Annotated in this window: 23 protein-coding genes; 6 read left to right on the top strand and 17 right to left on the bottom strand. The window is 67.5% G+C overall.

All coding sequences use genetic code 11. From position 1 onward, the window contains the following. Positions 1-202: 202 nt before the first annotated feature. From HMPREF2559_RS08105 to HMPREF2559_RS08085, 5 genes are read right to left on the bottom strand one after another with little or no spacing between them, the layout of a single operon-like run. A complete protein-coding gene (locus HMPREF2559_RS08105) occupies positions 203-1,216 on the bottom strand; it encodes a threonine aldolase family protein (protein ID WP_066510739.1) in 1,014 nt (337 codons plus the stop codon). A 9-nt stretch (positions 1,217-1,225) separates the two neighbouring features. Then, entirely contained in the window at positions 1,226-2,497 is a 1,272-nt protein-coding gene (locus tag HMPREF2559_RS08100) for an ABC transporter permease (protein ID WP_066484792.1), read from the bottom strand. After that, positions 2,494-3,165 (bottom strand): ABC transporter ATP-binding protein, encoded by a 672-nt coding sequence (locus HMPREF2559_RS08095; protein ID WP_066510742.1) that lies wholly within the window; start codon positions 3,163-3,165, stop codon positions 2,494-2,496. The genes HMPREF2559_RS08100 and HMPREF2559_RS08095 overlap by 4 nt, the downstream gene beginning before the upstream one ends. Continuing rightward, positions 3,162-4,772, bottom strand: a complete 1,611-nt coding sequence (locus tag HMPREF2559_RS08090) for a permuted SH3 domain-containing protein (RefSeq protein WP_066484801.1) — start codon at positions 4,770-4,772, stop codon at positions 3,162-3,164. Before HMPREF2559_RS08090 ends, HMPREF2559_RS08095 begins: the two co-directional genes overlap by 4 nt. Beyond that, positions 4,772-5,785, bottom strand: a complete 1,014-nt coding sequence (locus HMPREF2559_RS08085; RefSeq protein ID WP_066510745.1) for a PspC domain-containing protein — start codon at positions 5,783-5,785, stop codon at positions 4,772-4,774. The genes HMPREF2559_RS08090 and HMPREF2559_RS08085 overlap by 1 nt, the downstream gene beginning before the upstream one ends. A 112-nt stretch (positions 5,786-5,897) precedes the next feature. Here HMPREF2559_RS08085 and HMPREF2559_RS08080 point away from each other — a divergent pair, with 112 nt between their 5' ends. After that, positions 5,898-7,043 (top strand): ATP-binding protein, encoded by a 1,146-nt coding sequence (locus tag HMPREF2559_RS08080; RefSeq protein WP_066484805.1) that lies wholly within the window; start codon positions 5,898-5,900, stop codon positions 7,041-7,043. Between the two features lie 2 nt (positions 7,044-7,045). Beyond that, positions 7,046-7,699 carry a LuxR C-terminal-related transcriptional regulator gene (locus HMPREF2559_RS08075; RefSeq protein ID WP_070540227.1) on the top strand — a complete coding sequence of 218 codons (654 nt, stop codon included), beginning with the start codon at positions 7,046-7,048 and terminating at the stop codon, positions 7,697-7,699. 57 nt (positions 7,700-7,756) lie between these two features. Here HMPREF2559_RS08075 and HMPREF2559_RS13510 read toward each other — a convergent pair whose 3' ends face one another. From HMPREF2559_RS13510 to HMPREF2559_RS08050, 6 genes are all read right to left on the bottom strand, one after another. Continuing rightward, complete coding sequence (locus tag HMPREF2559_RS13510; RefSeq protein WP_368527169.1) at positions 7,757-7,876, bottom strand: PspC domain-containing protein; 120 nt, start codon at positions 7,874-7,876, stop codon at positions 7,757-7,759. Between the two features lie 102 nt (positions 7,877-7,978). Then, on the bottom strand, positions 7,979-9,214 hold the full coding sequence (locus HMPREF2559_RS08070; RefSeq protein ID WP_066484809.1) for an alkylhydroperoxidase domain protein: 1,236 nt from the start codon (positions 9,212-9,214) through the stop codon (positions 7,979-7,981). 13 nt (positions 9,215-9,227) lie between these two features. Next, positions 9,228-10,838: a dipeptide ABC transporter ATP-binding protein gene (locus HMPREF2559_RS08065; RefSeq protein WP_070540224.1), complete on the bottom strand. Its 1,611-nt coding sequence runs from the start codon at positions 10,836-10,838 to the stop codon at positions 9,228-9,230. Further along, entirely contained in the window at positions 10,835-11,656 is an 822-nt protein-coding gene (locus tag HMPREF2559_RS08060; protein ID WP_066484813.1) for an ABC transporter permease, read from the bottom strand. The genes HMPREF2559_RS08065 and HMPREF2559_RS08060 overlap by 4 nt, the downstream gene beginning before the upstream one ends. Further along, positions 11,656-12,624 (bottom strand): ABC transporter permease, encoded by a 969-nt coding sequence (locus tag HMPREF2559_RS08055; protein ID WP_066484816.1) that lies wholly within the window; start codon positions 12,622-12,624, stop codon positions 11,656-11,658. Before HMPREF2559_RS08055 ends, HMPREF2559_RS08060 begins: the two co-directional genes overlap by 1 nt. After that, on the bottom strand, positions 12,624-14,276 hold the full coding sequence (locus tag HMPREF2559_RS08050; RefSeq protein WP_070540220.1) for a TIGR04028 family ABC transporter substrate-binding protein: 1,653 nt from the start codon (positions 14,274-14,276) through the stop codon (positions 12,624-12,626). Before HMPREF2559_RS08050 ends, HMPREF2559_RS08055 begins: the two co-directional genes overlap by 1 nt. Before the next feature lie 105 nt (positions 14,277-14,381). Between HMPREF2559_RS08050 and HMPREF2559_RS08045 the strand changes: the two genes are divergently transcribed. Next, entirely contained in the window at positions 14,382-16,295 is a 1,914-nt protein-coding gene (locus tag HMPREF2559_RS08045) for an FAD/NAD(P)-binding protein (RefSeq protein WP_246818467.1), read from the top strand. Here HMPREF2559_RS08045 and HMPREF2559_RS08040 read toward each other — a convergent pair. The 3 genes from HMPREF2559_RS08040 to HMPREF2559_RS13505 form a co-directional block, all read right to left on the bottom strand. Further along, positions 16,292-16,969, bottom strand: a complete 678-nt coding sequence (locus HMPREF2559_RS08040; protein WP_066484822.1) for an SDR family oxidoreductase — start codon at positions 16,967-16,969, stop codon at positions 16,292-16,294. The two genes, HMPREF2559_RS08045 and HMPREF2559_RS08040, sit on opposite strands and share 4 nt — an antisense overlap. Before the next feature lie 10 nt (positions 16,970-16,979). Continuing rightward, the gene (locus tag HMPREF2559_RS12775; protein ID WP_066510765.1) at positions 16,980-17,198 is read right to left on the bottom strand and encodes a hypothetical protein; all 219 of its coding nucleotides are present in this window, start codon (positions 17,196-17,198) and stop codon (positions 16,980-16,982) included. A 329-nt stretch (positions 17,199-17,527) separates the two neighbouring features. Next, positions 17,528-17,689 carry a hypothetical protein gene (locus HMPREF2559_RS13505; protein ID WP_338078344.1) on the bottom strand — a complete coding sequence of 54 codons (162 nt, stop codon included), beginning with the start codon at positions 17,687-17,689 and terminating at the stop codon, positions 17,528-17,530. Between the two features lie 521 nt (positions 17,690-18,210). Between HMPREF2559_RS13505 and HMPREF2559_RS13275 the strand changes: the two genes are divergently transcribed. Both HMPREF2559_RS13275 and HMPREF2559_RS08030 read left to right on the top strand, forming a co-directional pair. Beyond that, a complete protein-coding gene (locus tag HMPREF2559_RS13275) occupies positions 18,211-18,615 on the top strand; it encodes a hypothetical protein (RefSeq protein ID WP_230383985.1) in 405 nt (134 codons plus the stop codon). A gap of 47 nt (positions 18,616-18,662) precedes the next feature. Beyond that, positions 18,663-20,234 carry a Y-family DNA polymerase gene (locus tag HMPREF2559_RS08030; protein WP_066484827.1) on the top strand — a complete coding sequence of 524 codons (1,572 nt, stop codon included), beginning with the start codon at positions 18,663-18,665 and terminating at the stop codon, positions 20,232-20,234. Here the strand turns inward: HMPREF2559_RS08030 and HMPREF2559_RS08025 are convergent. Beyond that, complete coding sequence (locus HMPREF2559_RS08025; protein WP_066484829.1) at positions 20,231-20,860, bottom strand: AMIN-like domain-containing (lipo)protein; 630 nt, start codon at positions 20,858-20,860, stop codon at positions 20,231-20,233. The genes HMPREF2559_RS08030 and HMPREF2559_RS08025 overlap by 4 nt on opposite strands. A gap of 96 nt (positions 20,861-20,956) precedes the next feature. Between HMPREF2559_RS08025 and HMPREF2559_RS08020 the strand changes: the two genes are divergently transcribed. Continuing rightward, positions 20,957-21,835, top strand: a complete 879-nt coding sequence (locus tag HMPREF2559_RS08020; protein WP_066485557.1) for a sucrase ferredoxin — start codon at positions 20,957-20,959, stop codon at positions 21,833-21,835. A gap of 56 nt (positions 21,836-21,891) precedes the next feature. Here HMPREF2559_RS08020 and HMPREF2559_RS08015 read toward each other — a convergent pair whose 3' ends face one another. After that, the gene (locus tag HMPREF2559_RS08015; RefSeq protein ID WP_066484832.1) at positions 21,892-22,569 is read right to left on the bottom strand and encodes a methionine ABC transporter permease; all 678 of its coding nucleotides are present in this window, start codon (positions 22,567-22,569) and stop codon (positions 21,892-21,894) included. Continuing rightward, positions 22,566-23,609 (bottom strand): methionine ABC transporter ATP-binding protein, encoded by a 1,044-nt coding sequence (locus HMPREF2559_RS08010; RefSeq protein ID WP_246818466.1) that lies wholly within the window; start codon positions 23,607-23,609, stop codon positions 22,566-22,568. The genes HMPREF2559_RS08015 and HMPREF2559_RS08010 overlap by 4 nt, the downstream gene beginning before the upstream one ends. Positions 23,610-23,648: the final 39 nt, after the last annotated feature.

Here is a 23,648-nt window from a genome sequence, read left to right as displayed (position 1 = left end):
AACTTGGCATCGGCAAGCGTTAGGCCGCGGTCGCGCAACTGGGCGACGGTGAGGCCGGCGGCTTCCTTGAGAGAATCAACACCGAGAGCAAGAGCATCGAAGATCGAGACGGTCATGCCACGGAGATTAAAGAGGCATCGGAAAGCCTGCAACCGATTGCCCAATGCATTTGTCGAACAGGGGTATTCGAACAGGGGTAGACCTAGAGTTGGGCGATGGAGGCACAGAGCGCGTCGACGTCCTCGTCGCGCGTGGACCAGGACGTGCAAAAACGCACGGCGCGTAGGCCGTCGTGTTCCTCGAAGAACTGGCAGACGTAGTCCTCGGACAGCGCAGCCTCCTGCTCGGGTGTGAGGAGTGCGAACTGCTGGTTGGTGGGTGAGTCGAAGAGCAGCCGAATGCCGACGGAGGCGAAGGCGGCGGCTATGCGCTGGGCTTGTTCGTTGGCATGCGCCGTAATTGCCTCGTAGAGGCTGTCGGTGAAGAGGGCCTCGAACTGCGCGCCGAGCAGCCAGCCCTTGGCCAGCAGCCCGGAGTTCTGCTTCATCGCGTTGCGGAAGTAGGGGTGCGGGGTGGCGAAGACGATGGCTTCGCCGAAAGCGGCGCCGCATTTGGTGCCGCCGATGGTAAACACGTCCGCGAGACGCGCGAGGTCCGGCAGCGTGACGTCGGAGGCGGCGAGGCCATAGCCGAGGCGCGCGCCGTCGACGAAGAGCGTGAGCCCGAACTCATCGCACACGGAGCGCAACGCGGCGAGCTCAGAACGTGAGTACACGGTGCCGTATTCGGTGGGTTGCGAGATATAGACCATCGCGGGCTCGACGGCGTGCTCGAGGACGCCGGAGCCGCGGTACTCCTCGACGAGCGCAGCGACCTGTGCGGCCGTGATCTTGCCCAGCGCTGAGGGTAGCGTCAGGATTTTGTGGCCCGCGTGCTCGACGGAACCGGTCTCGTGGGTATTGATGTGGCCGGTATCGGCGGAGATAACGCCCTGCCACGGCCGCAGCAGGGAGGCGATGGCAGTCGTGTTGACCTGCGTGCCGCCCACCATGAAGTGCACGTCTGCGGCGGGCGCGGCACACGCGTTACGGATGAGCGACGCGGCGCGGGCGGAGTGCTCGTCGAGACCGTAGCCCGCATGTGATCCCGGCGCGGCGAGGGCCGCGAGGACGGCGGGATGGGCAGTTTCGTTGTAGTCGTTGCCGAAATGAATCATGCAGCCAGGCTACTCGTAGCGCAGCGCCTCAATCGGGTCGAGTTTTGCCGCCTTGCCCGCGGGGTAGTAGCCGAAGAAGAGCCCGATGGCGAGCGCGAAGAGCAGCGAGACCACAATCGCGCCGAGCGGCGGGAACACGAAGTAGCCCATGAGTGAGGATCCAATCATGCCCGCCACAGCGCCGAGCACCACGCCGATGAGCCCGCCGATGAGACACACGATGATGGCCTCCGTCACGAACTGCAGGCGGATGTCACGCCGCCGCGCGCCGAGCGCCTTGCGCACGCCAATCTCGCGCGTGCGCTCCGTGACGGTAATCAGCATGATGTTCATAACGCCGATGCCGCCGACGAGCAGCGAGATCCCGCCGATAGCCGCAATCGCCGCGGACAACGCCGTGAGCAGCTGGTTGAGGCTCGCCAGGTCCTTGCTAAAGTCGGTGACCTCGACGCGGTAGTCCTCGTTGTCGGCGTACATCGAGTCGAAGGCCGCTTGGAGCCGTGCGCCGAGCGCGGCCTTGTCTGTGCCGGCCGCCGCGCGGATGGACACGGAGGAAAAGGCCTCGCCGGCTAAGGGGGCATCGGAAAGCTGGGCAGCGAGGGGATAGGGCACGAGCGCGTGTTCGGGCCCGCCGCCACCGATGAGCGCGCCGGTGGCGGGGCTGTCGTAGACGCCGATGACCGTGAGCTCCAGATCCGTGCCGTCGAGCGGGGCAAAATTCAGCGTCTGGCCCACCGGGTCGGCGTCGCCGAAGAGCTCGGTGGCGGTCGCGGCGGAGAGCATGGTCACGGCACGGTCGGCTGCGATGTCGTCGTCCGTGAGTGCGCGGCCGGTGCGGACGGTGAACTGCGAGGCCGTCACGTAGTCCGGGTTGGTGGGTTGCACCATCACCGCTGAGCTTTCCGATGCCCCTTCGGGCGTCAGGTCGCCCGGATGCGTGTCGTATTCGCCGATGATGACGCCCTCGACGTCCGGCGCGAGCGCCGTGCGCACCTGCTCGAGCTGTTCGGGGGTGAGGAGGGAGTCGGGGTCGTCGACGGAGGACTCGACGTAATAGTCGGTCTCGCCTTCGTCGGTGCGTTCCTTGACCTGGACCTGGAAGTTATTGGCGCCGACCTTGTCGAGGTCAGAGGTGAACTGGCCCTTGAGCGCGGAGCCGAGGGTGAGGATCGCGATGACGGCGGCAATGCCGATGATGACGCCCAACAGCGTGAGTAGCGAGCGCATCTTGTTGGTGCGCAGCGAGGTGAGCGCCATGCGCAGGGATTCGGTGAGATTCATTTCAGCACTCCGTCCGTCATGGTTACGGTGCGCGAGCACTCGGCGGCGAGTTCTGGGTTGTGGGTGATAAACACGATGGAGGTGCCACGCTCGCGGTTGAGCTCGTGGAAGAGGTCCATGACCAGGCGGCCGGTCTGGGAGTCAAGGGCACCGGTGGGCTCGTCGGCGAGGATGACCTCCGGGTTGTTGGCGAGCGCGCGGGCGATGGCGACGCGTTGCTTCTGGCCGCCGGAGAGTTCGTTGGGCAGGTGGCTGGCGCGCTCGGACATGCCGACGAGGTCGAGGAGCTCGGCGGCGCGGCGGGCGCGCTCGCGGCGGGGCACACCGGCGTAGACCATGGGCATCTCCACGTTGGCAAGCGCGGTGATGCGGCCGATGAGGTTGAAGTTCTGGAAGACGAAGCCGAGCTTGTCGGCGCGCAGGCGGGCGAGCGCGTCATCGTCGTAGGCGGAGACGTCCTCGCCGTCGAGGAAGTACTCGCCTGCGGTGGGGCGGTCGAGCAGCCCAATGATGTTCATGAGCGTGGATTTGCCGGAGCCGGACTGGCCGATGACGGCGACGAACTCGCCGGGCTCCATCGAGAAGTCGCAGCCGGGCAGGACGGTGATTTCGGCGTCGGTGCCCTCGTTAAAGCGCTTGACGATGCCCCGCATGTCGATGAGGCTCATTTCTCTCCGCTCGCTGCGTCGGGCAGGTATGCCTGCTGACCTACGTCACCTTCGTGGGCCGCGCCCTGGGTAAGCACGCGGTCGCCGCGGTGGAGGCCTTCGGTCACGGCGGCCTCGAAATCGGTGCGGGTGCCCAGTTTCACGTCGCGGCGCTCGATGGTGCCGGAGTCGGAAACGACGAGCACGGCTTTGTCGCCGTCGATGAGTGCGCTGAGCGGCACCGTGAGCGCGTCTTTGTCCTCGTGTGTGACGACCTTGACCTTCGCGGTGGAGCCCAGGCGTAGGCCCTCGCGGTTGCCGTCCACGCGGACCTCGATGGGGAACTCGGCTTTCGCAGAGCCGGAGCCGGCGGGCGCGGCGGCTGCGGCGCCGGAGGAGGCGGCATCGTCAGGCGCTGCGGGGGAGGCGGCGACGGGCGAGATGAAGGACACGGTGCCCGTGTATTCCTTGTGCGGCTGGCTGGGGGAGGTGAAGGTTACGTGGTCGCCGACCTGGATGTCCGCGATGTCGGCCTCCTTGACCGTGGCCTTGACGAGCAGCATGGAGTCGTCCGCGACGCTGAGCAGCGGGCCTTCGGCGGGGCGGCCCTGCTGGGCGGTGACAGTCGTGACCACGCCGCTTAGTGGCGAGAGGAGCTGGGCGCCGGAGATGTCGAACTCGAGCTTCGCGTTGGCCTCCTCGGCGGCGACGCGGGTGCCCGCGGCGGACTTGAGGGCGTGGTCGACAGCCTGGGATTGCGCGTCGACTTGCTGTTGGGCGCTGAGCTCGGCGGCGCGCTGGGCGAGCTGGGCATCGGAAAGCTGGGCGTAGGCGGCGTTGGCGGCGCGCTGTTTGGCACCGACCTCGCGGTCGACGGCCTCGAGCGCGCGGGCGTAGGACTCCTCGGCGTGGTCGAGCTGGGTCTGCGCGTCGCTCACCGCGTGGTCGGCCTCGGTCCACTGGACGAGTGCAGTGGCCATGGTCGTGCCGGGGACCTCGCCCTCGTTCGTCGCGCCGAGCGAGGCGAGCGCGGCTTGGAGCGATGCGTTATTCGCGGTGCGCAGCCCGGCGCGGGCCGTGTCGACCGCGGCGGCGGCTTCGGCGACGGAAGGATCTGCGGCGGCGCGGGACTCGGCGACGGCCTGCTGCGCGTCGTCGAAGCTGTGCTGCGCGGTGCCCACGGAGGCGCGGGCGGCGTTGACCTCGCCGTTGAGGCCTTGAGCCAGCGCGTCCTGGAGCTGGGTGAGCTCGAGCTGCGCGGCCTCGACCTGATTGAACGCGCCGATTTCTTCCGCGGCCTGAGCGGCACGCTGACTGTGGAGTTCGCGTTCGGCGGCAGACGTGTCGAAGGAGGCGAGGACCTGGTTGGCCGTGACGCGCTGGCCGACCTTCGCGTCGAGCGTGACGATGGGCCCAGACTGCGTCGTGGCGAGCGAGACCTCGCGGACGGGTGCGATCGAGCCCGTGGCGGGCACGGACTGCGTGATGTCCTTCGCCGCGACGGTCGTGACATCGGCGGCGGTGAGCACCACGCCGTCGGGGCCGACGGCGAGGTAGTAGGCGCCGCCACCGCCCGCAGCGAGGACGGCGAGGGCGGTGGCGGTGAGGGCGATAGTCTTCTTTTTCATTACTCGTGGATAGTTGTAGTGCCAATTTCGTTGTCGATAATCACAGTCAACTTAGCACCTGCGTCCTTGCGCGGCGTGCAATTGCTCGTGCCGAGTCCGGTATCACATTCAATGGCGATGGGCGTCTTCTTCGGAAGGTAGACATCGATGCTGCCCACGCCGTTATCGATGGTGAGCGTGCGGGGCTTATCGAGCGTGAGCTCGCGCAGGTCGACGGTCATGGAGCCCACGCCGTTGGAGTAGGTGTCTGGCAGGTCCGCGGCGTCGCGCACGGTATAGGTGACCGAGCCCGCGTGGTTCTTCGTGTTCTCTTCGGACGCGGCCATTGTCAACATAAATGAGATGCCCACGACGACAGCGGCGCTCACGGCGACCGTCGCGATGAGACCCTCGTGGGATTTCTTCTTGGGTGCGGGGGCGGGCGCGGGGTCTGGCAGGTCCCAGGCCTCGGGCACGGTGCCGAGAGGGTCCCACGCCGGCGGGGTCTGGCGGCCAGGCGGGAAGGGGTAGCCCTCGACCGGCGTGAAGACCGACATGTCAGGGCCCGGCGCGGTCTCCCGCGCGGTGGCGAGCAGACCCGCCGGCGGGACGGGCTGATGGCGGTGCAGGCCGTACCACGCGGCGGCCGCGAGGACAACAATGACCAGGGTGGACACCATCTGCCGGTCGTCAAAGAAGCGGCCGAGGCCAACAGCGATGATAAGCAGGATGAGCAGTGAAATTCCCAGGCCGGACTCGGACTTGGGGCCATCCTGTTTACCAAAGAGGTCCTGGATGGGCGCGGTGGACTTGCCGTAGAGCGGCATGCACGCCCACACCAGCACGTAGAGGGCGAGGCCGCCGCCGAGGACGAGCGCGGTGACGACGAAGGCCACGCGCACGAGGGTGGGGTCTACTTGGTAGCGCGCGCCGATGCCTTCGCAGACGCCGGCGATCTTGGCATTGCCGCCCTGAGAGCTCGGGATGCGGGGCGGGCGCGTTGCCCACATCTCGTTGAGAGTCGCGGTGTTCATGTCTTTATCGTCGCCCACGGTTCGTGCAAGAGCTATCGGGGAACGCCCTGATTTTTAAAGTTCAGGGTTTACCCCGATCCGCGCCAGGGAGGCGCGTGCGAAGATAAAACGCATGACTTCTCCCTATGCGCCGCGTGAGGTCCAGCCCGCCTACCCGCGCCTGTCCCGCCCGCAGGACGGCCGCGTCGTGGCGGGCGTGGCTGCAGGGCTCGCGGGGCACCTCGGCGTCGATGTGCTCTTTGTGCGTCTGGCGTTCACTGCGCTGTGCGCCCTGGGCGGCCTGGGCGCGTTCCTCTACGCCGGCGTCTGGGTAGCCACCAAGCCTGCCGATGCCCCCGCCCCCACCTCGCGCTTTGACTTCCGCGCCCATTGGCTGCTGGTCCTTGCCGCCGTCTTGGCCGTCGGGCTCGGCATGAGCGCGGGAGGCCTGCTCATTCCGCTGGTCATCGTCGGTGCCGGTGCGCTGATTACCTGGCAGGCCTACGACCGCGGCCTGGGCTCCGTGACGAATAAGGTCAGCGTGGGGGCGGGCGGCGTGCTCGTGCTGGCCGGCGTGGTCATTACCGTCGCGCGGTGGAACGGCGGGACGGACTTTGGGCCAGCGTTGGCCGCGGTGCTGCTCACGGTGGTCGGCTTCGGTGCGCTCGTCGTGCCGCTCGTGCTGAAGCTGTGGCGGCAGGTGGCGGACGAGGGCGCGGAGAAGGCGGCATCGGAAGCACGGGCGGACATGGCGGCGCAGCTGCATGACTCGGTGTTACAGACCTTGGCGCTCATTCAAAAACGGGCGGAGGACCCGGAGGAGGTCGCGCGCTTGGCGCGCGGGCAGGAGCGCGAGCTGCGCGCGTGGCTCTTTGACTCGCCGTCGGCGGCGCCAGCGACCGTCTTCGGCGCGCTCGCCGTGGCGTGCGGCGAGGTCGAGGACCTCTTCCCGGTGCGAATTGCGCCGGTTACGGTGGGCGAGGACGTGGAGCTCACCGAGGCGACGAAGCTTGCGGTGCAGGCCGCGCGCGAGGCGATGGTCAACGCGGGCAAGCACGCGGGGGTGGACACGGTGGACGTGTATGCAGAAAATCTGGCTGGTGAGCTCGCGATTTTTGTGCGCGACCGCGGCGCGGGCTTCGACATGGATGCGGTAGCGGAGGACCGGCATGGGATTCGGGATTCCGTCTGCGCGCGCATGGAGGCCGCTGGGGGCACCGCGCGGGTGAACTCGCGTCCGGGAGAGGGCACAGAGGTGGAGCTCACGGTAGCTTTGTAGCCATGGTTGCTGTTTTCCTCGTCGATGATCATTCTGTCTTCCGCGCCGGCGTGCGTGCGGAGCTGGCCGCCGCGGGGGATATCGAGGTCGTGGGCGACGCGGGCACGGTCGCCGAGGCGGTCGCCGGGATTGAGTCGGCGCACCCGGACGTGGTGCTGCTCGACGTGCATATGCCGGACGGCGGCGGGGTGGCCGTGCTGCGTGGCGCCTCGGGACCGGTGTACTTGGCGCTGAGTGTTTCGGACGCGGCGGAGGACGTCATCGCGCTCATCCGCGCCGGCGCTCGGGGCTACGTGACGAAGAATATTTCAGGTCCGGAGCTGGCCGCGGCCGTGCGCCGGGTGCATGAGGGGGATGCGTATTTCTCGCCGCGGCTGGCGGGGTTCGTGCTCGATGCGTTCGCATCGGGTGCGCCTGCCGAGTCGAAGCCCGGCGCGCCGGACGAATCCGTGGACCCGGCGGTTGACGCGCTCACACGGCGCGAGCTCGAGGTGCTGCGGCTGCTCGCGCGCGGTTACACGTATCGCGAAATCGGCGAGCGTCTCTTTATCTCGGTGAAGACGGTGGAGACGCACGCGTCGAATATTTTGCGCAAGACGCAGCAGTCGAACCGCTATCAGCTCACGCGCTGGGCCGCGGACCGCGACTTGGCCTAGCGGGGGCGCACGGTGCCGATGCCACTCTCTCCGTGATCCCGGAGAGGGGTGCCGAGCTCACCACGAGGATGAACGCGATGAGGAGCGCAATGCCGTGGCCGCCGCCATGAAGTATGCGCGCACCACGGTGGGATCGAGAGCGTAGCGCTGCGCGATGCCTGCGCAGACGCTGGCGATTTTTGTGTTACTGCCCGCGGGTGGCTCACATCCGGCTGAGCGTGGAGGTATTGTCCCTCCTGCTCAGGAGGGATAAAAGGGAATGAGATGTGATGTGTGTGCTTAGCGGAAGCGCGCGGGTAGCTCCGCCGTGCCGAGAGTGAGCATGAGGCGGTTGGCCCAGTTGAAGAAGGACGCGGCGTTGACGACGTCGAGGATGGCGATATCGTTGAGGCCGGCGGCGCGCAGGGCGCTGACGTGTTCCTGTCCGAAGGCGAGAGGCGTCGCGGTGAGCGCGAGGGCGGCGCGGCGGATGGCGTCCCAGAGCTCGGAGCCGAGGTCGGCCTCGATGCCCTCGAAGAGGAGGCGGTCGACGGCGGCGCGGTCGCCGCCTTCCTCGACGGTGCGGCCCTGGTGGACCGAGGCGCAGTACTCGCAGCCGTTGAAGCGCGAGACGACGGTGGCGGCGAGCTCGCGCTCGGCGCGGGGGAGGCCGCCTTCGACGTTGTAGAAGATGTCGAAGTCGGTGAGCGTGCGGGCCTTGAGCGCGGCGGCGTCGCGGGCGAGCAGGCGGAAGTAGGCGGACTTGGCGCGCTCGGGCTTGATGAGCGCGTCGCGTTGCTCTGCGGTGAGCTCGTCCTCGTCGAGCGCGGCGATCCAGGGGACCCAGCCGAGGGAGTGGTTGACGAAGCTGTCTGGGCGCACGACGTCCTCGGCCGTGTTGATACCCGCGACGGGCTGCCAGTCCGGGGCGGACGTGGGGCGTGGGTTCGGTGCGGCAGGTGCGGCCGGCGCGTGGCCGGCGAGGACCGCGGCGCCGTGGGCGACGCGCAGCTGGAAGGCCTCGAAGGCGACGAGCTGGGACAGCGAGACGACGGTGTCGGCGTCCCAGCCCGCGGCGTAGAGATGGCCGAGCGCGGCGGGTGAGGCGTCCTTGGGATGGAAGGTGAGCAGGTGCGCGTAGTCGAGCGCGGCGGCGAGGCGCGCGCCGAGTGCCGCGGCGTTGTGGAGTGCGAAAGCGGGCGCGGCGGGGCCTGCGATATAGGGGCCTTGCGTGCGGCCGGCGGCGATGGCGGCCTCGACGGGGGCGACGAGCTCTTCGGACTCGTCGGCTAGCAGATCGAGGTAGAAGCTGCCGCCGGCGTGCGTGAGGCCCGCGACGAAGGCGGCGACGGCGTAGCGCTCGGCATAGGTGAACGTGCCGGGCTCGGCGGGCTCGAGGAGGGCCTCGAAGCTGGCCTGGGCGTTGGAGACGGCGTCGGGGCGCGCGGAGCGGGCGGTCGCGATAGCGGCGGCAGCGCCGGTCGCGGTGTCGGACTCGGATTCGAGGCCGGCGAGGAGGTTGATGATGTCAGACATGTCTGGTCCTTTCTTAGAGCCCCAGATTGAGGTCGCCGGCGCGGTAGCGCTGGCCTGGGATGGCGTCGATGAGCTCGCGGGTAAACGGGCTGGCCGGGTGGGCGAAGACTTCGCGGGTGGTGCCGGATTCGAGTTGCTTGCCGTGGCGCAGGACGGAGACGGTGTCCGAAATCTGCGAGACGACGGCGAGGTCGTGCGAGATGAAAATATACGTGAGGTCGAGCTCGCGTTGCAGGCGGTCGAGCAGGCGCAGGATCTGGGCCTGGACGGTGACGTCGAGAGCGGAAACGGCCTCGTCGAGGATGACGAGCTTCGGCTCGACGATCATGGCGCGGGCGATGGCGACGCGCTGGCGCTGGCCGCCGGAGAGCTCACGGGGACGGCGCTCGGCAAACTGTGGGTCGAGGGCGACGAGGTCGAGGAACTCGCGGGCCTTCGTGCGGGCGGCGGACTTCGAGGCTCCTGTGAAGTTACGCAGCGGCTCGGCAATGATATCGCCGATGGACATGCGCGGGTTCAGCGAGGAGTACGGATTCTGGTAGACGAGCTGGATGCCACGGCGCAGCTCCTTGAGCTCAGCCTTCGAGTGCTGCGCCGTGACATCGTGGCCGCCGACGGTCACGGTGCCGAAGCTGGCTTGCTCGAACATGGAGATGATGCGGCCGGTGGTTGTCTTGCCGGAGCCGGATTCGCCCACGATGGCGTGGGTCGTGCCGCGGGCGACGTCGAAGCTCACGTGGTCGATGGCCGTGAAGTCGCCGAAGGTGCGCGTGAGGTCGCGGACCTGCACCAAGGTTTCCGATGCCGCCATCTTGCGCGGCGACGTAAAGGACTCGGGGTGGCGGTCGACGTCGGCGACGGTGAGGGAGGGGGCATCGGCAAGCAGGCGGCGCGAGTAGGGGTGCTGCGGGTCGGCGAAGACGCGTGCGGCGAGGCCTTCTTCGCGGACCTCGCCCTCTTCCATGACGACGATGCGGTTGGCGCGGTCGCCAGCCACGGACAGGTCGTGCGTGATGAAGAGGATGCCCAGGCCGAGCTCGCGGCGCATGTCGTCGAGGAGATCGAGGATGGTCTTCTGGACGGTGACGTCAAGGGCAGAGGTGGGCTCGTCAGCCACGATGAGGTCGGGCTCGAGGGCGAGCGCGGCGGCGATGAGCACGCGCTGCTTCATGCCGCCGGAGAGCTCGTGCGGGTATTGGCCGTAGCGGCGCTCGGGGTCGTCGATTCCGACGCGGGCGAGCCAGTCGAGGGCGGTGGCGCGCAGGTTTTGCGTGCGGCCGTGAATGCGCAGGCCTTCCTCGATGGAGTGGCCGATGGTCTTCAGCGGATTGAGTGAGTTGTTGGGATCCTGGGGGATGAGCCCGACGCGGGCGCCGCGCAGGGCGCGCCATTGCTTGTGCGTGAAGTGTGTGACGTCCTGGCCGTCGAAGGTGATGCGGCCGGAGTCGATGCGTGCGTTGGCCGAGTTGAGGCCGAGCGCGGACATGGCGGTGGTGGTCTTGCCGGAGCCGGACTCGCCGACGATGGCGGTCATCTCGCCGGGTTCGACGTGCAGGCTAATGCCCTGGACGGCGGGTTTATCGCCGTAGGAGACCGAAAGGTCTTCGATAGTGAGCAGCGTCATGCGCGGGCTCCTTCGCGGTTCTGGAGGCGTTGGGACAGGTAGTTGGCGCTCATCACGACGGCAACGATGGCCAGGCCGGGCAGGATGATGAGCCACCAGGAGGTGGCCATGAAGTCGCGTCCCTCGGCGATGATGAGGCCCCACTCCGGCGTGGGCGGCGGGGCGCCGTAGCCGAGGAAGCCCAAAATGGACAGCTGGAGGATGGCGGTGCCGAACTGCAGGGTGGCCAGGGCCAGGACAGGCGTGAGCGAGTTGGGCAGCACGTGGCGGGCGAGCACCTGCGCGGTGGTGGCGCCGGAGCCGTAGGCGGCCTCGACGAACTCGGAGTTGGCGACCGTCATGACCTGCGAGCGCGCGAGGCGGGCGAAGGCGGCGACGGTGGTCATACCGACGGCGAAGGCGGCCTGCAGTGAGCCGAAGCCGAGCAGGATGATGATTGACAGCGACAGCAGGATGCCGGGGATGGACAGCAGGACGTCGACGACGCGCATGAGCACGGTGTCGACCCAGCCGCGCAGCGTGCCGGCGAGAAGGCCGAGCAGCGTGCCGAGGACGAGGCCCACGGCGACGGCGATGAGCGCGCCGAGGAGCGACTGGCGGGCGCCGAAGATAACGCGGGCGAGCACGTCGCGGCCCACGGCGTCCGTGCCGAACCAGTGCGCGGAGTTCGGGGCCTGGAGGGCGACATCTGTGCCGGAGTACGGATCCGCGGAGGTGAACACGCCGGGGAAGAGCGCCCAGGCGAAGGCGACCACGAGGATGACCGCGGAGAGGACCACTGGGAGGACCACGGGGACAGTGGTGGTAAAGCGACGCATTAGGCGGTCCTTTCAAGCTGGGCGGAGGTGGAGGGGGCATCGGAAAGCGGGCGCTCGCGCAGGCGGACGTCGAGGACGGGGTAGAGCAGGTCGACGACGAGGTTGATGAGCACGTAGGCCGTGGCGGCGATGATGACGATGGCGAGCAGGACCGGGGTGTCGCGGTTGGAGACCGCCTGGACAGTGAGGTAGCCCAGGCCGGGGCGACCGAAGACGGTCTCGGTGACGACGGCGCCGCCCACGAGCTCGCCGAAGAGGAGGCCCACCATGGTGAGCGCGGGGAGGAGCGAGTTGTGCAGGATATTGCGCCAGAAGACCCAGGACTCGGAGGCGCCGCGGGCGCGGACGACCTGGACGAAGGTCATGGCGCGGGTGTCGTCGATGGACCGGATGAGCACCTGAGTGAGGGGTGCGGCCATGGGCACGGCGAGGGTGAGCGTGGGCAGGATGAGGCCCTCGAAGGGGCTCGGGTCGATGACGCGGACCCAGCCGAGTTTGAAGGAGAAGAACTGCAGCAGGAGGATGGCGATCCAGAAGCCCGGCAGGGAGACCATGAACGACGGCAGGGCACGGAAGAAGCCGCCCACGGCGGGGACCGTTGTGGCGAGGAACGCGAAGGCGAGCGCGACGACGATGGCCAGGGCGATGGAGCTCGCGGCGAGCGCGAGCGTGTGCGGCAGTGCGGTGGCGACCATGGAGCTCACGGCGGTGCCGGTCTGCGTGGAGATGCCGAAGTTGCCCGTGACGAAGCCGGCGAGCGAGGTGAGGTACTGCGTGAGCAGGGGCTTGTCGATGCCCATCTCCTCGCGGATGCCGTCAATCTCGGCCTGGGAGAGGCCCAGGGCCGGGTCGCCGAAGCGGGCCATGACGCCGTCAGAGGGCAGGGCCGAGAGCAGGAGGAAGGCGACGGTGAAGGTGATGAACAGGACGAGGACGGCCTGTCCGATGCGGCGTGCGATGTGGGCCATTACTGGGCCTCCTTGGCGGCGTGGTCGATGTAGGCCTCGTAGCACCAGGGACGCGCGACGGCCTCGGGGCTAAATCCCTTGAGGTAGGGCGCGACGGCGTAGACAACGGGTTCTTCGAAGAGCGGCAGGGAGTAGGACTGCTCGGTGATGTAGTCCTGGACGTCCTCGGTGGCCTGTTTGCGCTCGGCGTCGGTGGGCGCGGAGATGACCGTGGTGAGCAGGTCCTCGAGGTGCTGGTCGATGGGGTTGCCCTTGGCGTCCTGGTTGAGGAAGGCGTCGCGGTTGGTGACCGAGTACAGCGAGTGGATGGCGTCGTAATCCGCGCGGCCGACCATGGAGTGATAGACCTGGATTTTGTCGATGTCCTTGGCATCCGCGTTCTGCGTGGCTTGGTCGCCGGCGTTGATGAGCCATTCGATGCCGAGCTCGCGCATGTCTTCCTGGACCATGGTCTGGACCTCCTTGGAGCGCGGTTGCGGCAGGGCGGTGTTGACGCGCAGGGTGAGGCGTTGGCCGTCCTTGACGCGGATGCCGTCTTCGCCGGGGACCCAGCCAGCCTCGTCGAGGAGCGCCGTGGCGTGTTCGGGGTCGTAGGAGTAGGCGGCGGACTGGTCCTTGTAGCCCAGACCGGTCGCGGCGACGGTGGACGTGGCCAGGGGGTAGGTGGGCGAGAAGAGGATGCGCATGATCTCTTCGCGGTTGATGCCATTCATGATCGCGTCGCGCACCCGCTTGTCCTTGAGGATGGGGTGGTTGAAGCGGAAGGCGAGCTGGTTATTCATCGAGTTAGTGCCGCGGGCGATGATGTTGATGCCCTGGGCCTCGAGCTGCTTTTCCACGGGTGCGGAGACCTGGCGGGCGATCTGTGCTTGGTCGGAGACGAGCGCGCCGGCGCGGGTGGATTCCTCCGCGGCGAGGCGGTAGTGGATGCCATCGAGACGAGCGCGGCCCTGGTGGCGGGCGGCGGGCGGGGCCCAGTTGTAATCGTCGCGCGCGGTGAGGTCGAGGGCGGTGTTGAGCGTCTCGCCTGTGATGACGAAGGGACCGGAGCCGATGACGGCCTCGGCGTTGCCGGGGGCAAAACCCTCGTTGTCGAGCTGCAGCGTGGAGTCGGCGACGAGGCCCGCGTTGTAACCGGCGGTGGCCTGGGCGAAGCCGGGCGAGGGCGCCGAGAAGTAGAACTTCACGGTGTCGTCATCGACGACCTCTCCGTGGTCGTAGTTCGTAATCTGCTCCGAGGAGTTGAGCGTGCGCGACTTATCGCCCTTGCCGTAGAGGTCGAAGTTCGCGACGACGTTTTCGGCCGTGAGCGGCGTGCCGTCAGAGTACGTAACATCGGTGCGGATGTTGAAGGTGTACTCCGTGGCGTCCGCGTTGATCTTAGGCAGGTCGGTGGCGATCCACGGGGAGAGCTGAAGCGTTTCCGGATCTTGGTAGAGCAGGCGGTCGGTGACCTGGTTGACCACGCCGCCGTTGGGGTAAAAGCCTGCGGCCGGCGGATAAAGCGTCCTAAACATTTGGGGCTCGAGGTAGGTAATCCAATTCTCGTCGGTAGACGCCGACGATGAGGATGGAGACGCGCAGCTCGTCACCGCCCCGGCGAGGGCGAGAGCCAGCGCGGCGGCGAGCGTCGCACGGAAGGGAGATTTCACGGTTTTCCTTTAGCGTTGAAGTTTAACGAGAGTGAACAGTACACCACGGTGGACGATTTTGTCTCATCTTTACATACTGATCTGTCTAGTAGTACTGTCAACGAGGTGACTGATAATAAAATTCCTTCCGCCGCTCCGGCGATTGCGATCGTGGGCGCGGGTCCGCGCGGCGTCTCGCTCGTCGAGCGCCTGGGTGCCTACCTGCGCGAGCCTGCCTACGCGGGACGTGCGGTGGAGCTCCACATCATCGATGACGCTCAGGTTGGCTCCGGCCGCATCTGGAACACGGAACAGACCCGTACGCTGTGCATGAACACGCTGGCCGGCGCCGTGACGCTCTTTACCGAGCCGGGCTCCACGGTGGGTGCGCCGGTGCTTGAAGGCCCTACGATGTTCGAGTGGATTCAGGCGCTGCGCGGCGAGGAAATTCCGGCCGCGAAGGCCGCGCTCGTGGAGCGTTACCCCGCGCACGTACCGGATGAATTTAAAGCCGAGCTGGATGCCACTGTGCCGGAGTCGAACCCGTCGCGCGCGCTCTACGGCGAGTACATCGCGTGGGTCTTCGAGGTCGCGCTGGGCGAGCTGCCGGAGACGGCGACGGTGGAGCGCCACGCAGCCCGCGCGGTGCGCCTGACTGAGAGCGACGGCGTGGACGGCATCGAGCTCTCCGACGGCACGCGCATTGAAGCCGCGACAACCGTCATAGCCTCGGGCTGGACGACGCCTGCGCTGAACGCGGAGGAGCGCGCGCTCGCGGCTGCGGAGATTGAGTGGGTCGCGCCGGCCAACCCGGTGGAGCAGAACCTGAGCGCCGTGCCTGCGGGCGAGGACGTGCTCGTGCGTGGCTTGGGCATGGGCTTCTTCGACGTCATGGCGCGCCTCACCATGGACCGCGGCGGCCGCTTCATTGAGGATGACTCGGCGCGCGCCGGGCTGCGCTACATCGCATCCGGCCGCGAGCCGCGCCTTATCGTCTCCTCGGGCCGCGGCTACCCGTACTTGCCGAAGAGCGAGTATCACTCGCTGCCGCCCAAGGCGAACCTTGAGCGCCTGCGTACGACCATCGCGGATAACCAGGTGGAGGCGGGCTCCAACTCGCTCAACTTTGGCCGAGTGCTGTGGCCGGCGCTCGTGCGCGATGCGTTTGCGGAGTACTACCGCACGCTCGCCGAGGTACGCCCCGAGGCGCTCACCGTCCCGCTCGCCGAGATTCTCGCGACCATTGACGAGGACCTGCCCGTCGACCAGTTCGACGCGACGGTCACCCCGGCCGCGCTCGAGGCCAAGCTTGGCCGTGCCACCTCCGAGCCCTTTGTTCTTACCGACTGGTTCTACCCGCTCGCCGGCACCGAAGGCATGACGCGCGAGGAGCTCACCGCACATATTGCAACGGGCATGGAACGCGACATCGCGGAGGCCGTCGCCGCGCGTCGCTCGCCGCTCAAGGCGGGCCTGTGGGCGATCTCTGCGGGCCGCAAGCCCTCGTCCATCGCAGGCTCGAATGGACGGTTCTGCTGGGACTCGCGCTCGGGATCCTTCAACCAGTTCATGGCGCTAGGGCAGATGGTGGGCTCGGGCCCGCCGCTGTTCCGTACGCGTGAGCTCCTCGCGCTCGTCGATGCCGGGCTGGTCACGTTTCTCGGCGCACGCCCAGCCTTGGCGCTCGCCGACGGTGAGGTGACGCTCACGGCGGGGACGAAGGCGGCATCGGCAAGCGTGCTCATTGATGCGTGGATGCACAGCCCGGACGTGCGGCACCGCGCGGACCCGCTCACGCTGTCGCTGGGGGAGCGCGTGCGGCCGTTCGTGGATGACGGGCGGGAGACCGGTTCGCCGGAGACGACGCACGAGCGCCGGACCGTGCACGCGGACGGCGCGGTGGACGAGCGCCTGCACGTCGTGGGCATTCCGACGTACGCGCAGTGGCCGGATACGACGATTTCGCCGATGCCGGGCACAGACCCGCTCATGCTGCAGGAAACCGACCGCACCGCGGCGGACCTGCTCGCGCTTATTTAGTCGCGGCCGAGGGCGGCGCGCTGCGCGAGCTCGAGGCGCGGGCGGACCTGGACCTCGGTGAGTTGGGTCGTGGGGCCGGCGTCGACGACGGCGCGGATGGCGCGGGCGACCTCGACCGGCGCGATGACGTGTTCCGGGTTGTAATCCTGCAGGCCCTGCAACATGGGTGTGTCCGTGGGGCCGGGCGCCACGGTGGAGACGCGAATATCGGGCTCGGCGAGGCGCAGGCCATCCGCGAGGGCGTAGAGCGCGTGCTTCGTTGCGGCATAGATGACGTTGTCTGCATAGGAGTGACGGCCCGCGCCCGAGTTGATGAAGACCACGGTACCGCCCGCTGCGCGCAGAGCAGGCAGGAGCAGGCGGGTGACCTCGGCGGGGGCGTGAACGTTGAGATCCATCTGCGCGCGCCAGTCCGCGGGGCGGGCCGAGTCGACCGAGAAGTGCTCGGCGCGGGCGGCGGCGTGGACGAGGACGTCGACGCGCTCGAGCTCCGGCAGCGGGAGGTCCTCGATATCGGCGACTAAGTCGATGGCGACGGGCGTGATGTTGTCGAGGCCCTCGAGCGCCTCGGCACGACGGCCCAGCGCGTAGACGTGGTGGGTGCGGGCCAAGTCCGCGATGATTTCGCGGCCCATGCCGCCGGTGGCTCCGGTTACTACTGCGATTTTATCCATGCGTACAACCCTAGCGGCGTGCGACCGCCGCGGCGCCATGTTCGAGCAACTGGCCGGACAGCTTCAGCAGCCTGGGCAGGGGCATCGCCTTGCCTGTAGTGACCCAGTGCCGGTCAAGGCCCACGGAGCTCGACACCATGAAATTGTTGACCATGGCCTGCTCCGCGGCGGGCAGATGCGCGAAAGGATTGAAGTGCTCTCGGTTATGCCGCAGGTTCGCCGCGTTCACCCGGTGCGCGAGCTCCGCTCCGGTCGAGGGCGCGACCAACGAAGGGCTCGAGCCGGTCGCGGATGCGGAGTACGACGCGCTCTAAAACCGCATGCAAAAGGCGCGCTTCCCGTTGCGGGAAGCACGCCTTTGAGCGTGTGAACTAGGCCTCGCGGTGAGCGGCGGCCTTGTCGAAGACAGGAAAGAAGCCGTCCTCGCCGTAGTTCTCGAGCGGCGGCAGGTTGTTGAGGGTTTCCATGTCGGCGTCCGAAATCTCGAACTCGACGTCGGCGTTGGAGTCGATGCGCTCGTGGTCGCGGACTTGGGCAGGGAGATAAGCCCCAGCTTATTTAGGGACTCGGTAATCGACGCGAGGGCGGTGTTGTGGTCTTTGATCTCGCCCTGGATCTTGGTGGTGACACAAAGTTCTTCGCGCGGGCGATGCTACGGCCTACACCCGCCTCGTTGCCGTACGCCTGTGCGGTGTCGATGTGGCGGTAACCGTGTGCGATGGCGTGGTAGACGGGCTCGACGACAGCGTCGTCATCGATAAGTCAGGTGCCTAGTTCGAGCTGGGGATGGTGTGATTGTCGTTGAGTGTGAGCGTCTGGTCGAACATGGGTGTATTCTGCGCTGAGGAACGGGGAACCGCATGACGCTGAGCATGCTTTTCGAACAGTAGTTTGCACATGTCGGGCGGGTGAATAAACTGTGTTGCGTGACTGGATCAGGTGTTCGAAAGCTCGGCGAGGACAAAGCGTCCCGCGTCGCGGCTTTGCGCGCCCAGGTTGCGGCCATGGAGTCTGGATCGGCGCTGGCGGGAAGCGGTGCGGCGGCTCGCGTGCTGCGTGCTGTGCCCGACGCGGAACCGCCGGTCGAGGGCGCTGACCTGCTGGAAGTGGGCGGCGATTTGGCGCGCTTGTTGCCGGGTGGCGGGCTGGAGCGCCGTGCGGTCACGGAGTTGAACGACTGTCCGGCGCTCGCAGTGGAACTGCTTGCGCGGGTTACGCGGGCGGGTGGGTTCGCCGCTGTTGTGGGGTGGCCCGAACTCTCTCTCGCACGGGTGATCGACGAGGGGGAAGCGGCGCGGATCATCGCGGTGCCGGACCCGGGTGCGCAGCCGTGGGAGGCCACGAGCGTGCTCGTTGAGGGTCTCGATCTTGTCATCCATCACGGCGCGGCCGCGGAGCTCAGCCCTACGCGGGCGCGCCCCATCTTAGCGAAGCTGCGTGCGGGGCATGCGGCGCTCGTCACGGTAGGCCCGCACCTGCCGGGCGCGCGGTTGACGTTGCGCGGTGAGGTGACGACCTACCGGGGCATCGGCCGCGGGGCGGGACGCATTCGCGGTGTGGACCTTGCGGTGACGGCGCGGACGAAGCGGGGCGAGCAGCGCGGCACCGTAACCGCCGGGCAGCGGCGCCGTTTGGAGCTCGTATGAGCGCGCCAGCAGTGCGCAGAAAGCGGCATGGCTCGCGCGCGGCGGGCATGCGTGTTGCGGCGCTGTGGTTTCCGGATTGGCCGGTGCAGGCCGCGGACTTGGACGAGGAGGTGGCGCCGGGCGTGGTTGCGGGGCCGGTGGCGGTGGCGGCGAACCATCACGTCGAGGTGTGCAACGGACCGGCGCGCGGGGCCGGCGTGCGGCGTGGCATGCGCGTGCGTCAGGCACAGGCGGTGTGCCCGGAGCTGGTCGTCCTCGATGCAAACCCGGAGCGTGACGGCGCGGTCTTTGGGGCGATTGCGGACTCGCTCGATGACGTGGCGTCCTCGGTGGAGATCCTGCGGCCGGGGCTGGTGATCGTGGACCTCGCGGCGGCGGGTGCGTTCCATGGTGGGGAAGATCGCGCGTTGGAGATGCTCATCGACGCCACCGCACGCGCGGGTGTGGATTGTCTTGTGGGCGCGGCGGACGAGATTGCCACGGCGCTCATCGCGGCTCGGCATGCCGGGCGCGGCGCGGTTGTCGCGGCGGGCGAGTCGCGGGAGTTTCTCGCGGGTGAACCGGTGGGCGTGCTCATCGCGGAAGCAGCGCTGGGCGTGGATGCGCGGCTCGTGGAACAACTGGGCAAGCTTGGCGTGCGACGTTTGGGCGAGCTCGCCGGGCTGCCGCGCGGGCAGGTTGTCACGCGCTTTGGACAGGCGGGTGCGAAGGCCCAGTCCATCGCGCAAGCCACGCCCGACCGTCGTGTCGCGCCGGAGCTGGCGGTCACGGAGCTGCGCGTGGGGCTTACCCCGGAAGAGCCCATCGAGCGTGTCGATGCCGCTGCATTCGCCGCGCGCCAACTCGCCAGCTTGTTGCATGGCAAGCTCGACGCGGCGGGACTCGTGTGCGTGCGCCTCGAGGTCGTCGCGGAGTTCACGAGCGGCCAGCGCCTGGAACGCGTGTGGCGCACGCGCGAGGCCTTGGATGAGGAAGCGACGGCCAACCGGGTGCGCTGGCAGCTTGATGGGTGGCTGAGCACGGCGCGGGCGGCGGAGGCTGGGGGCATCGGAAGGCTGGAGCTTGTTCCGGTGGAAGTAGCGCCGCCGGAGGCGGGTGAGCTCTTTGGCGCGCGGACGAGCGATGAGCAGGTGCGGCGCGCGGTGGCGCGCGTACAGTCGCAGCTGGGCGTGGATAAAGTGCTGGTCCCGCGGCCGGCGGGCGGGCGCGGCGTGGCTGAGCGCGTGGAATTCGTGCCCTATGGCGAGGCGCGCGACCCGGCGCCACGGGGCACGTGGCCGGGCCGGATTCCGGGGCCGCTGCCGGCGCGGCTGGGTGGCGGCATGAACCATCCTGCTTCGCGTTTTTACCTGGTGAGCGCGAAAGATGAGCCGGTTATCGTTACGGCGGAGGCGGAGCTCAACGCCGAGCCCTATGCCGCGAAGTGGGGCGCGTACGTCTACCGCGTGGCGGGCTGGGCAGGGCCCTGGCCCGTGGATGCACAATGGTGGACGGCGGAGCCGGGAAGCCGAGTGGCGCGGCTGCAGCTCGTGGGACAAGCCGACGGCGAGGAGGTGCAGCGGGCGTGGCTGCTGTACTTCGCGCGCGGGGCGTGGCGTGTGGAGGCGGCCTATTTTTAGGACAGGATGTCGATGACCAGGCGCGTGGGTTCTTCGAGAGCCTGCACGGAGTAGGCGTGCTGGCCCTTGAGCCCGATGAAGAATTGGGAGCGGCCCTCAAAGGTGCCGACGGGGACGACTTGGGTGATAAAACCGCCGTGGCCGTCCGTGGTCTTCAGGCCGGGGTCGTCGTGGCCTACCTCGAAGGGGAGGACGGTGCCGTCGATGTTGACGTTGAGGGCGGCGTCGCCGTCGACCTTGACGGTGTTGCCGGAGCCCTGCTGCGTGGGGCGGTCCGTAAAGTCGATGAACCAGCCCGGCGTGCCGGTGCCTTCGAGATCAAAGACGACGCGCTCGAAGCCCTCGTGCTTGCCCGTGCGGATATTGGTGACGAGCAGCTGACTAGGCGCGCCGGGGCGCTCCGTCTTGAGGGTGGTGTTGGCGTCTCCCAAGGGAGTGAGTCCGGCGCCGGTATTCCCGGACTCGGCGGACGCGGCCATCGTCTTCAGCGTGGTGCTGGCAGACGAGGCCTCGTGTGCGGCCGGAGTGCTGGTGGGAGCGGCGGAGCATGCGGTGAGAGCCAGGACGCAGGCGGCGCCGAGAGCACACGCGAGTGCGGCGGACGGAGTGGCCTGAGAGGGATGCATTCCTCCACCGTAAAGGTTCACTGGAGAAAGCGAAAATTACTATCGTGAGAAAGCACATTTCTTAACCGGATTGTTGTCAAAGCTATGCTGGGGGACATGACTTCCACGCACAACTTGTGCTCCGACGCGTACCTGCACGGCGATCCGGAGCCGCTGCCCGGTACCGCGAAGCAAGAGTCCGTCTATGTTCTCTTTGAACAGCCAGGCCGGTGGTCGCACGACATTATGGACGGCCACACGTTTGGCGAGGAGCTCACGGCGCAACTCAAAGCGAAGATGAAGGGCCAGGCTGGCCTGCAGCTCATTCGCCTGCCAGGTCGTGAGGGCCGTGACGTCGGTAAGTTGCACCGTTGCTACCTCGTGTGGGCGAAGGAGCAGGTGATGGAGCTGCTCCTGCTGGAAAAGCCGGAAGACATGCTCGACCTGGATCTCACCGGTCCGGGCCGCAATGGCGGCGAGCCTGTCGATACCCCCTTGGTGCTGGTATGCACGCACGCCAAGCGCGACCAGTGCTGCGCTATCAAGGGCCGTCCGCTCGCTGCGGCGCTCAACGAGGAATTCCCCGGCAAGATGGTCTGGGAAGCCTCGCATATGAAGGGTCACCGCTTCGCGCCGACGCTGCTGCTTATGCCGTGGGCGTACTCCTTTGGCCGGCTCAATGAGGAGGCGGCGCGCCAGATGACGCGTGCGGCGCTGCGCGGCGAGATGTTTGTTCCCGCCAATCGCGGCTCCGGCCTGCTGCCCCCGCGCGGGCAGGTGGCGGAGCTGGCTGTCGCGGCCATGCTCACGGGGCTGCACTACGGCGAACTCGAGGTGGTAGACCCCGGCGAGGGTGCCGTCACCGTGCGCCACCCGGATGGGCGTGCGTGGCGTGTGACGCTTACCCAGCGCGAGGTTTACGGGATTGTCTCCTCGTGTGGGGACGAGCTGAAGACGTCGCAGGCGTGGGTCGCGGATTCCGTAGAGACGCTCTAGAACGAAGCGCGGCCCCGTCCTCGTGTGAGGGCGGGGCCACGCGCATGCGCGGGGACTTAGCGGCGCATGATCTTGGCGGAGAGCCAGTTGCCGAAGAACTGGGCTGCTTGGACCATGACGATGATGATAAGCGTCGCGACGACGGTGACTTCCCAGTCGAAGGAGCGGTAACCGTAGACGATGGCGAAGTCACCCAGGCCGCCGCCGCCCACGTAACCGGCCATCGCGGACATGTCGATGATGCCGATGAAGAGGAAGGCGTAGCCAAGGACCAGCGGGCCGAGGGCCTCGGGGACGATGACGGAAGTGATGATCTTCCAGGGGCTCGCCCCCATGGCGCGGGCGGCCTCAATAACGCCCGGGTCAATAGCCATGAGGTTTTGCTCGACGATGCGCGCCACGGCGAAGGTCGCAGCGATGACCATGACGAAGGTCGCGGGGTTACGGCCGATAGACCCGCCCATGACGGCAACGGTGAGCGGCTGGACGAAGGCCAGCAAAATGATGAACGGGATAGGGCGGACGAAGTTCACCGCGACGTTGATGAGGAAATAGATGAACTTGTTTTGCAGGATTCCGCCGGGGCGGGTGGTATAGAGCAGGACGCCCAACGCCAGGCCCAGGATGCCCGCCACGAGAAGCGTGACGGAGACCATGATGAGCGTGTCGACGATGGCGGTGACGAGGGTATCGCCTAGGCGATCCCAGTCTGCGGCGAGGGTGGTGACGGTCATCGCTGAATCTCCTCAATGTCGGTGGTGCGGGCAAGCGTGGCGTAGAACTCCTCGATGGCGGCGTCGGGGCCGTTGAGGCGGACCGTCACCTTGCCAAAGGAATGCCGCTGCAGCGTCGTGATGCCGCCGTGGACGATGGCGATGGTCACTCCAGCTTCGGCGAGCTTCGCCGCGGCGTTAAAGAATCCGGAGTGTTCGGTGAGGTTGACGGTAAACAGGCGTCCCTCGTGGGCGAGTAGGTCATCGGCCTCGACGAGGTCCGGGGTATTGCGCAGCGAGGTTGACACGAACTTCGCGGCGGTGTCCGTCTGCGGGTGCGAGAAAACCTCGTAGACCGAGCCGTTTTCGACGACGCGGCCGTTTTCCATGACCACGACGTGGTCCGCGATGGAACGCACGACCTCCATCTCGTGAGTGATGACGACGATGGTGATGCCTAGTTCCTTGTTGACGCGGCGCAGGAGTTCGAGGACCTCGTGCGTCGTGGTGGGGTCGAGGGCGCTCGTCGCCTCGTCTGCGAGCAGCAGGGAGGGGTTGACCGCAAGCGCACGAGCGATGCCCACGCGCTGCTTCTGGCCGCCGGAGAGCTGCTCCGGGTAGTTGCCGCCCTTATCGGCCAAGCCGACGAACTCGAGAAGTTCCTTGACGCGCTTGGTGCGCTCGGCCTTGGGCATGCCCGCCAGCTGCAGCGGGTATTCGATATTGCCTGCCGCGGTGCGGGAGGTGAGCAGGTTGAACTGCTGGAAGATCATGCCGATGTCGCGGCGGATGGTGCGCAGCTTCTTCTCCGGCAGGCCCACGATGGATGTGCCGTCGAGGAGCACGTCACCGGAGGTGGGCGTGTCGAGGGCGTTGATCATGCGCACGAGCGTGGACTTACCGGCACCGGAGTAGCCGATGATGCCAACGATCTGTCCGGGCTCGATGGCGAAGCTGACGTCCTGCAACGCGGCGGTTTCGGTCTTCTTGTTCTTGAAGACCTTGCTCAAGTTGCGGAACTCGACGCGCGTGCCGTGGCGTTGCGGCAAAGATGTGGTCACGAGTGGGGTCCTTTATGGGTTCAAACTATGGGTGTTCTT

Source organism: Corynebacterium sp. HMSC072G08, assembly GCF_001809185.1.
GTDB classification, from domain to species: Bacteria; Actinomycetota; Actinomycetes; order Mycobacteriales; family Mycobacteriaceae; genus Corynebacterium; species Corynebacterium phoceense.
Note: the sequence above shows the minus strand (reverse complement) of the source record. Positions and strands in the feature narration are given on the sequence as shown.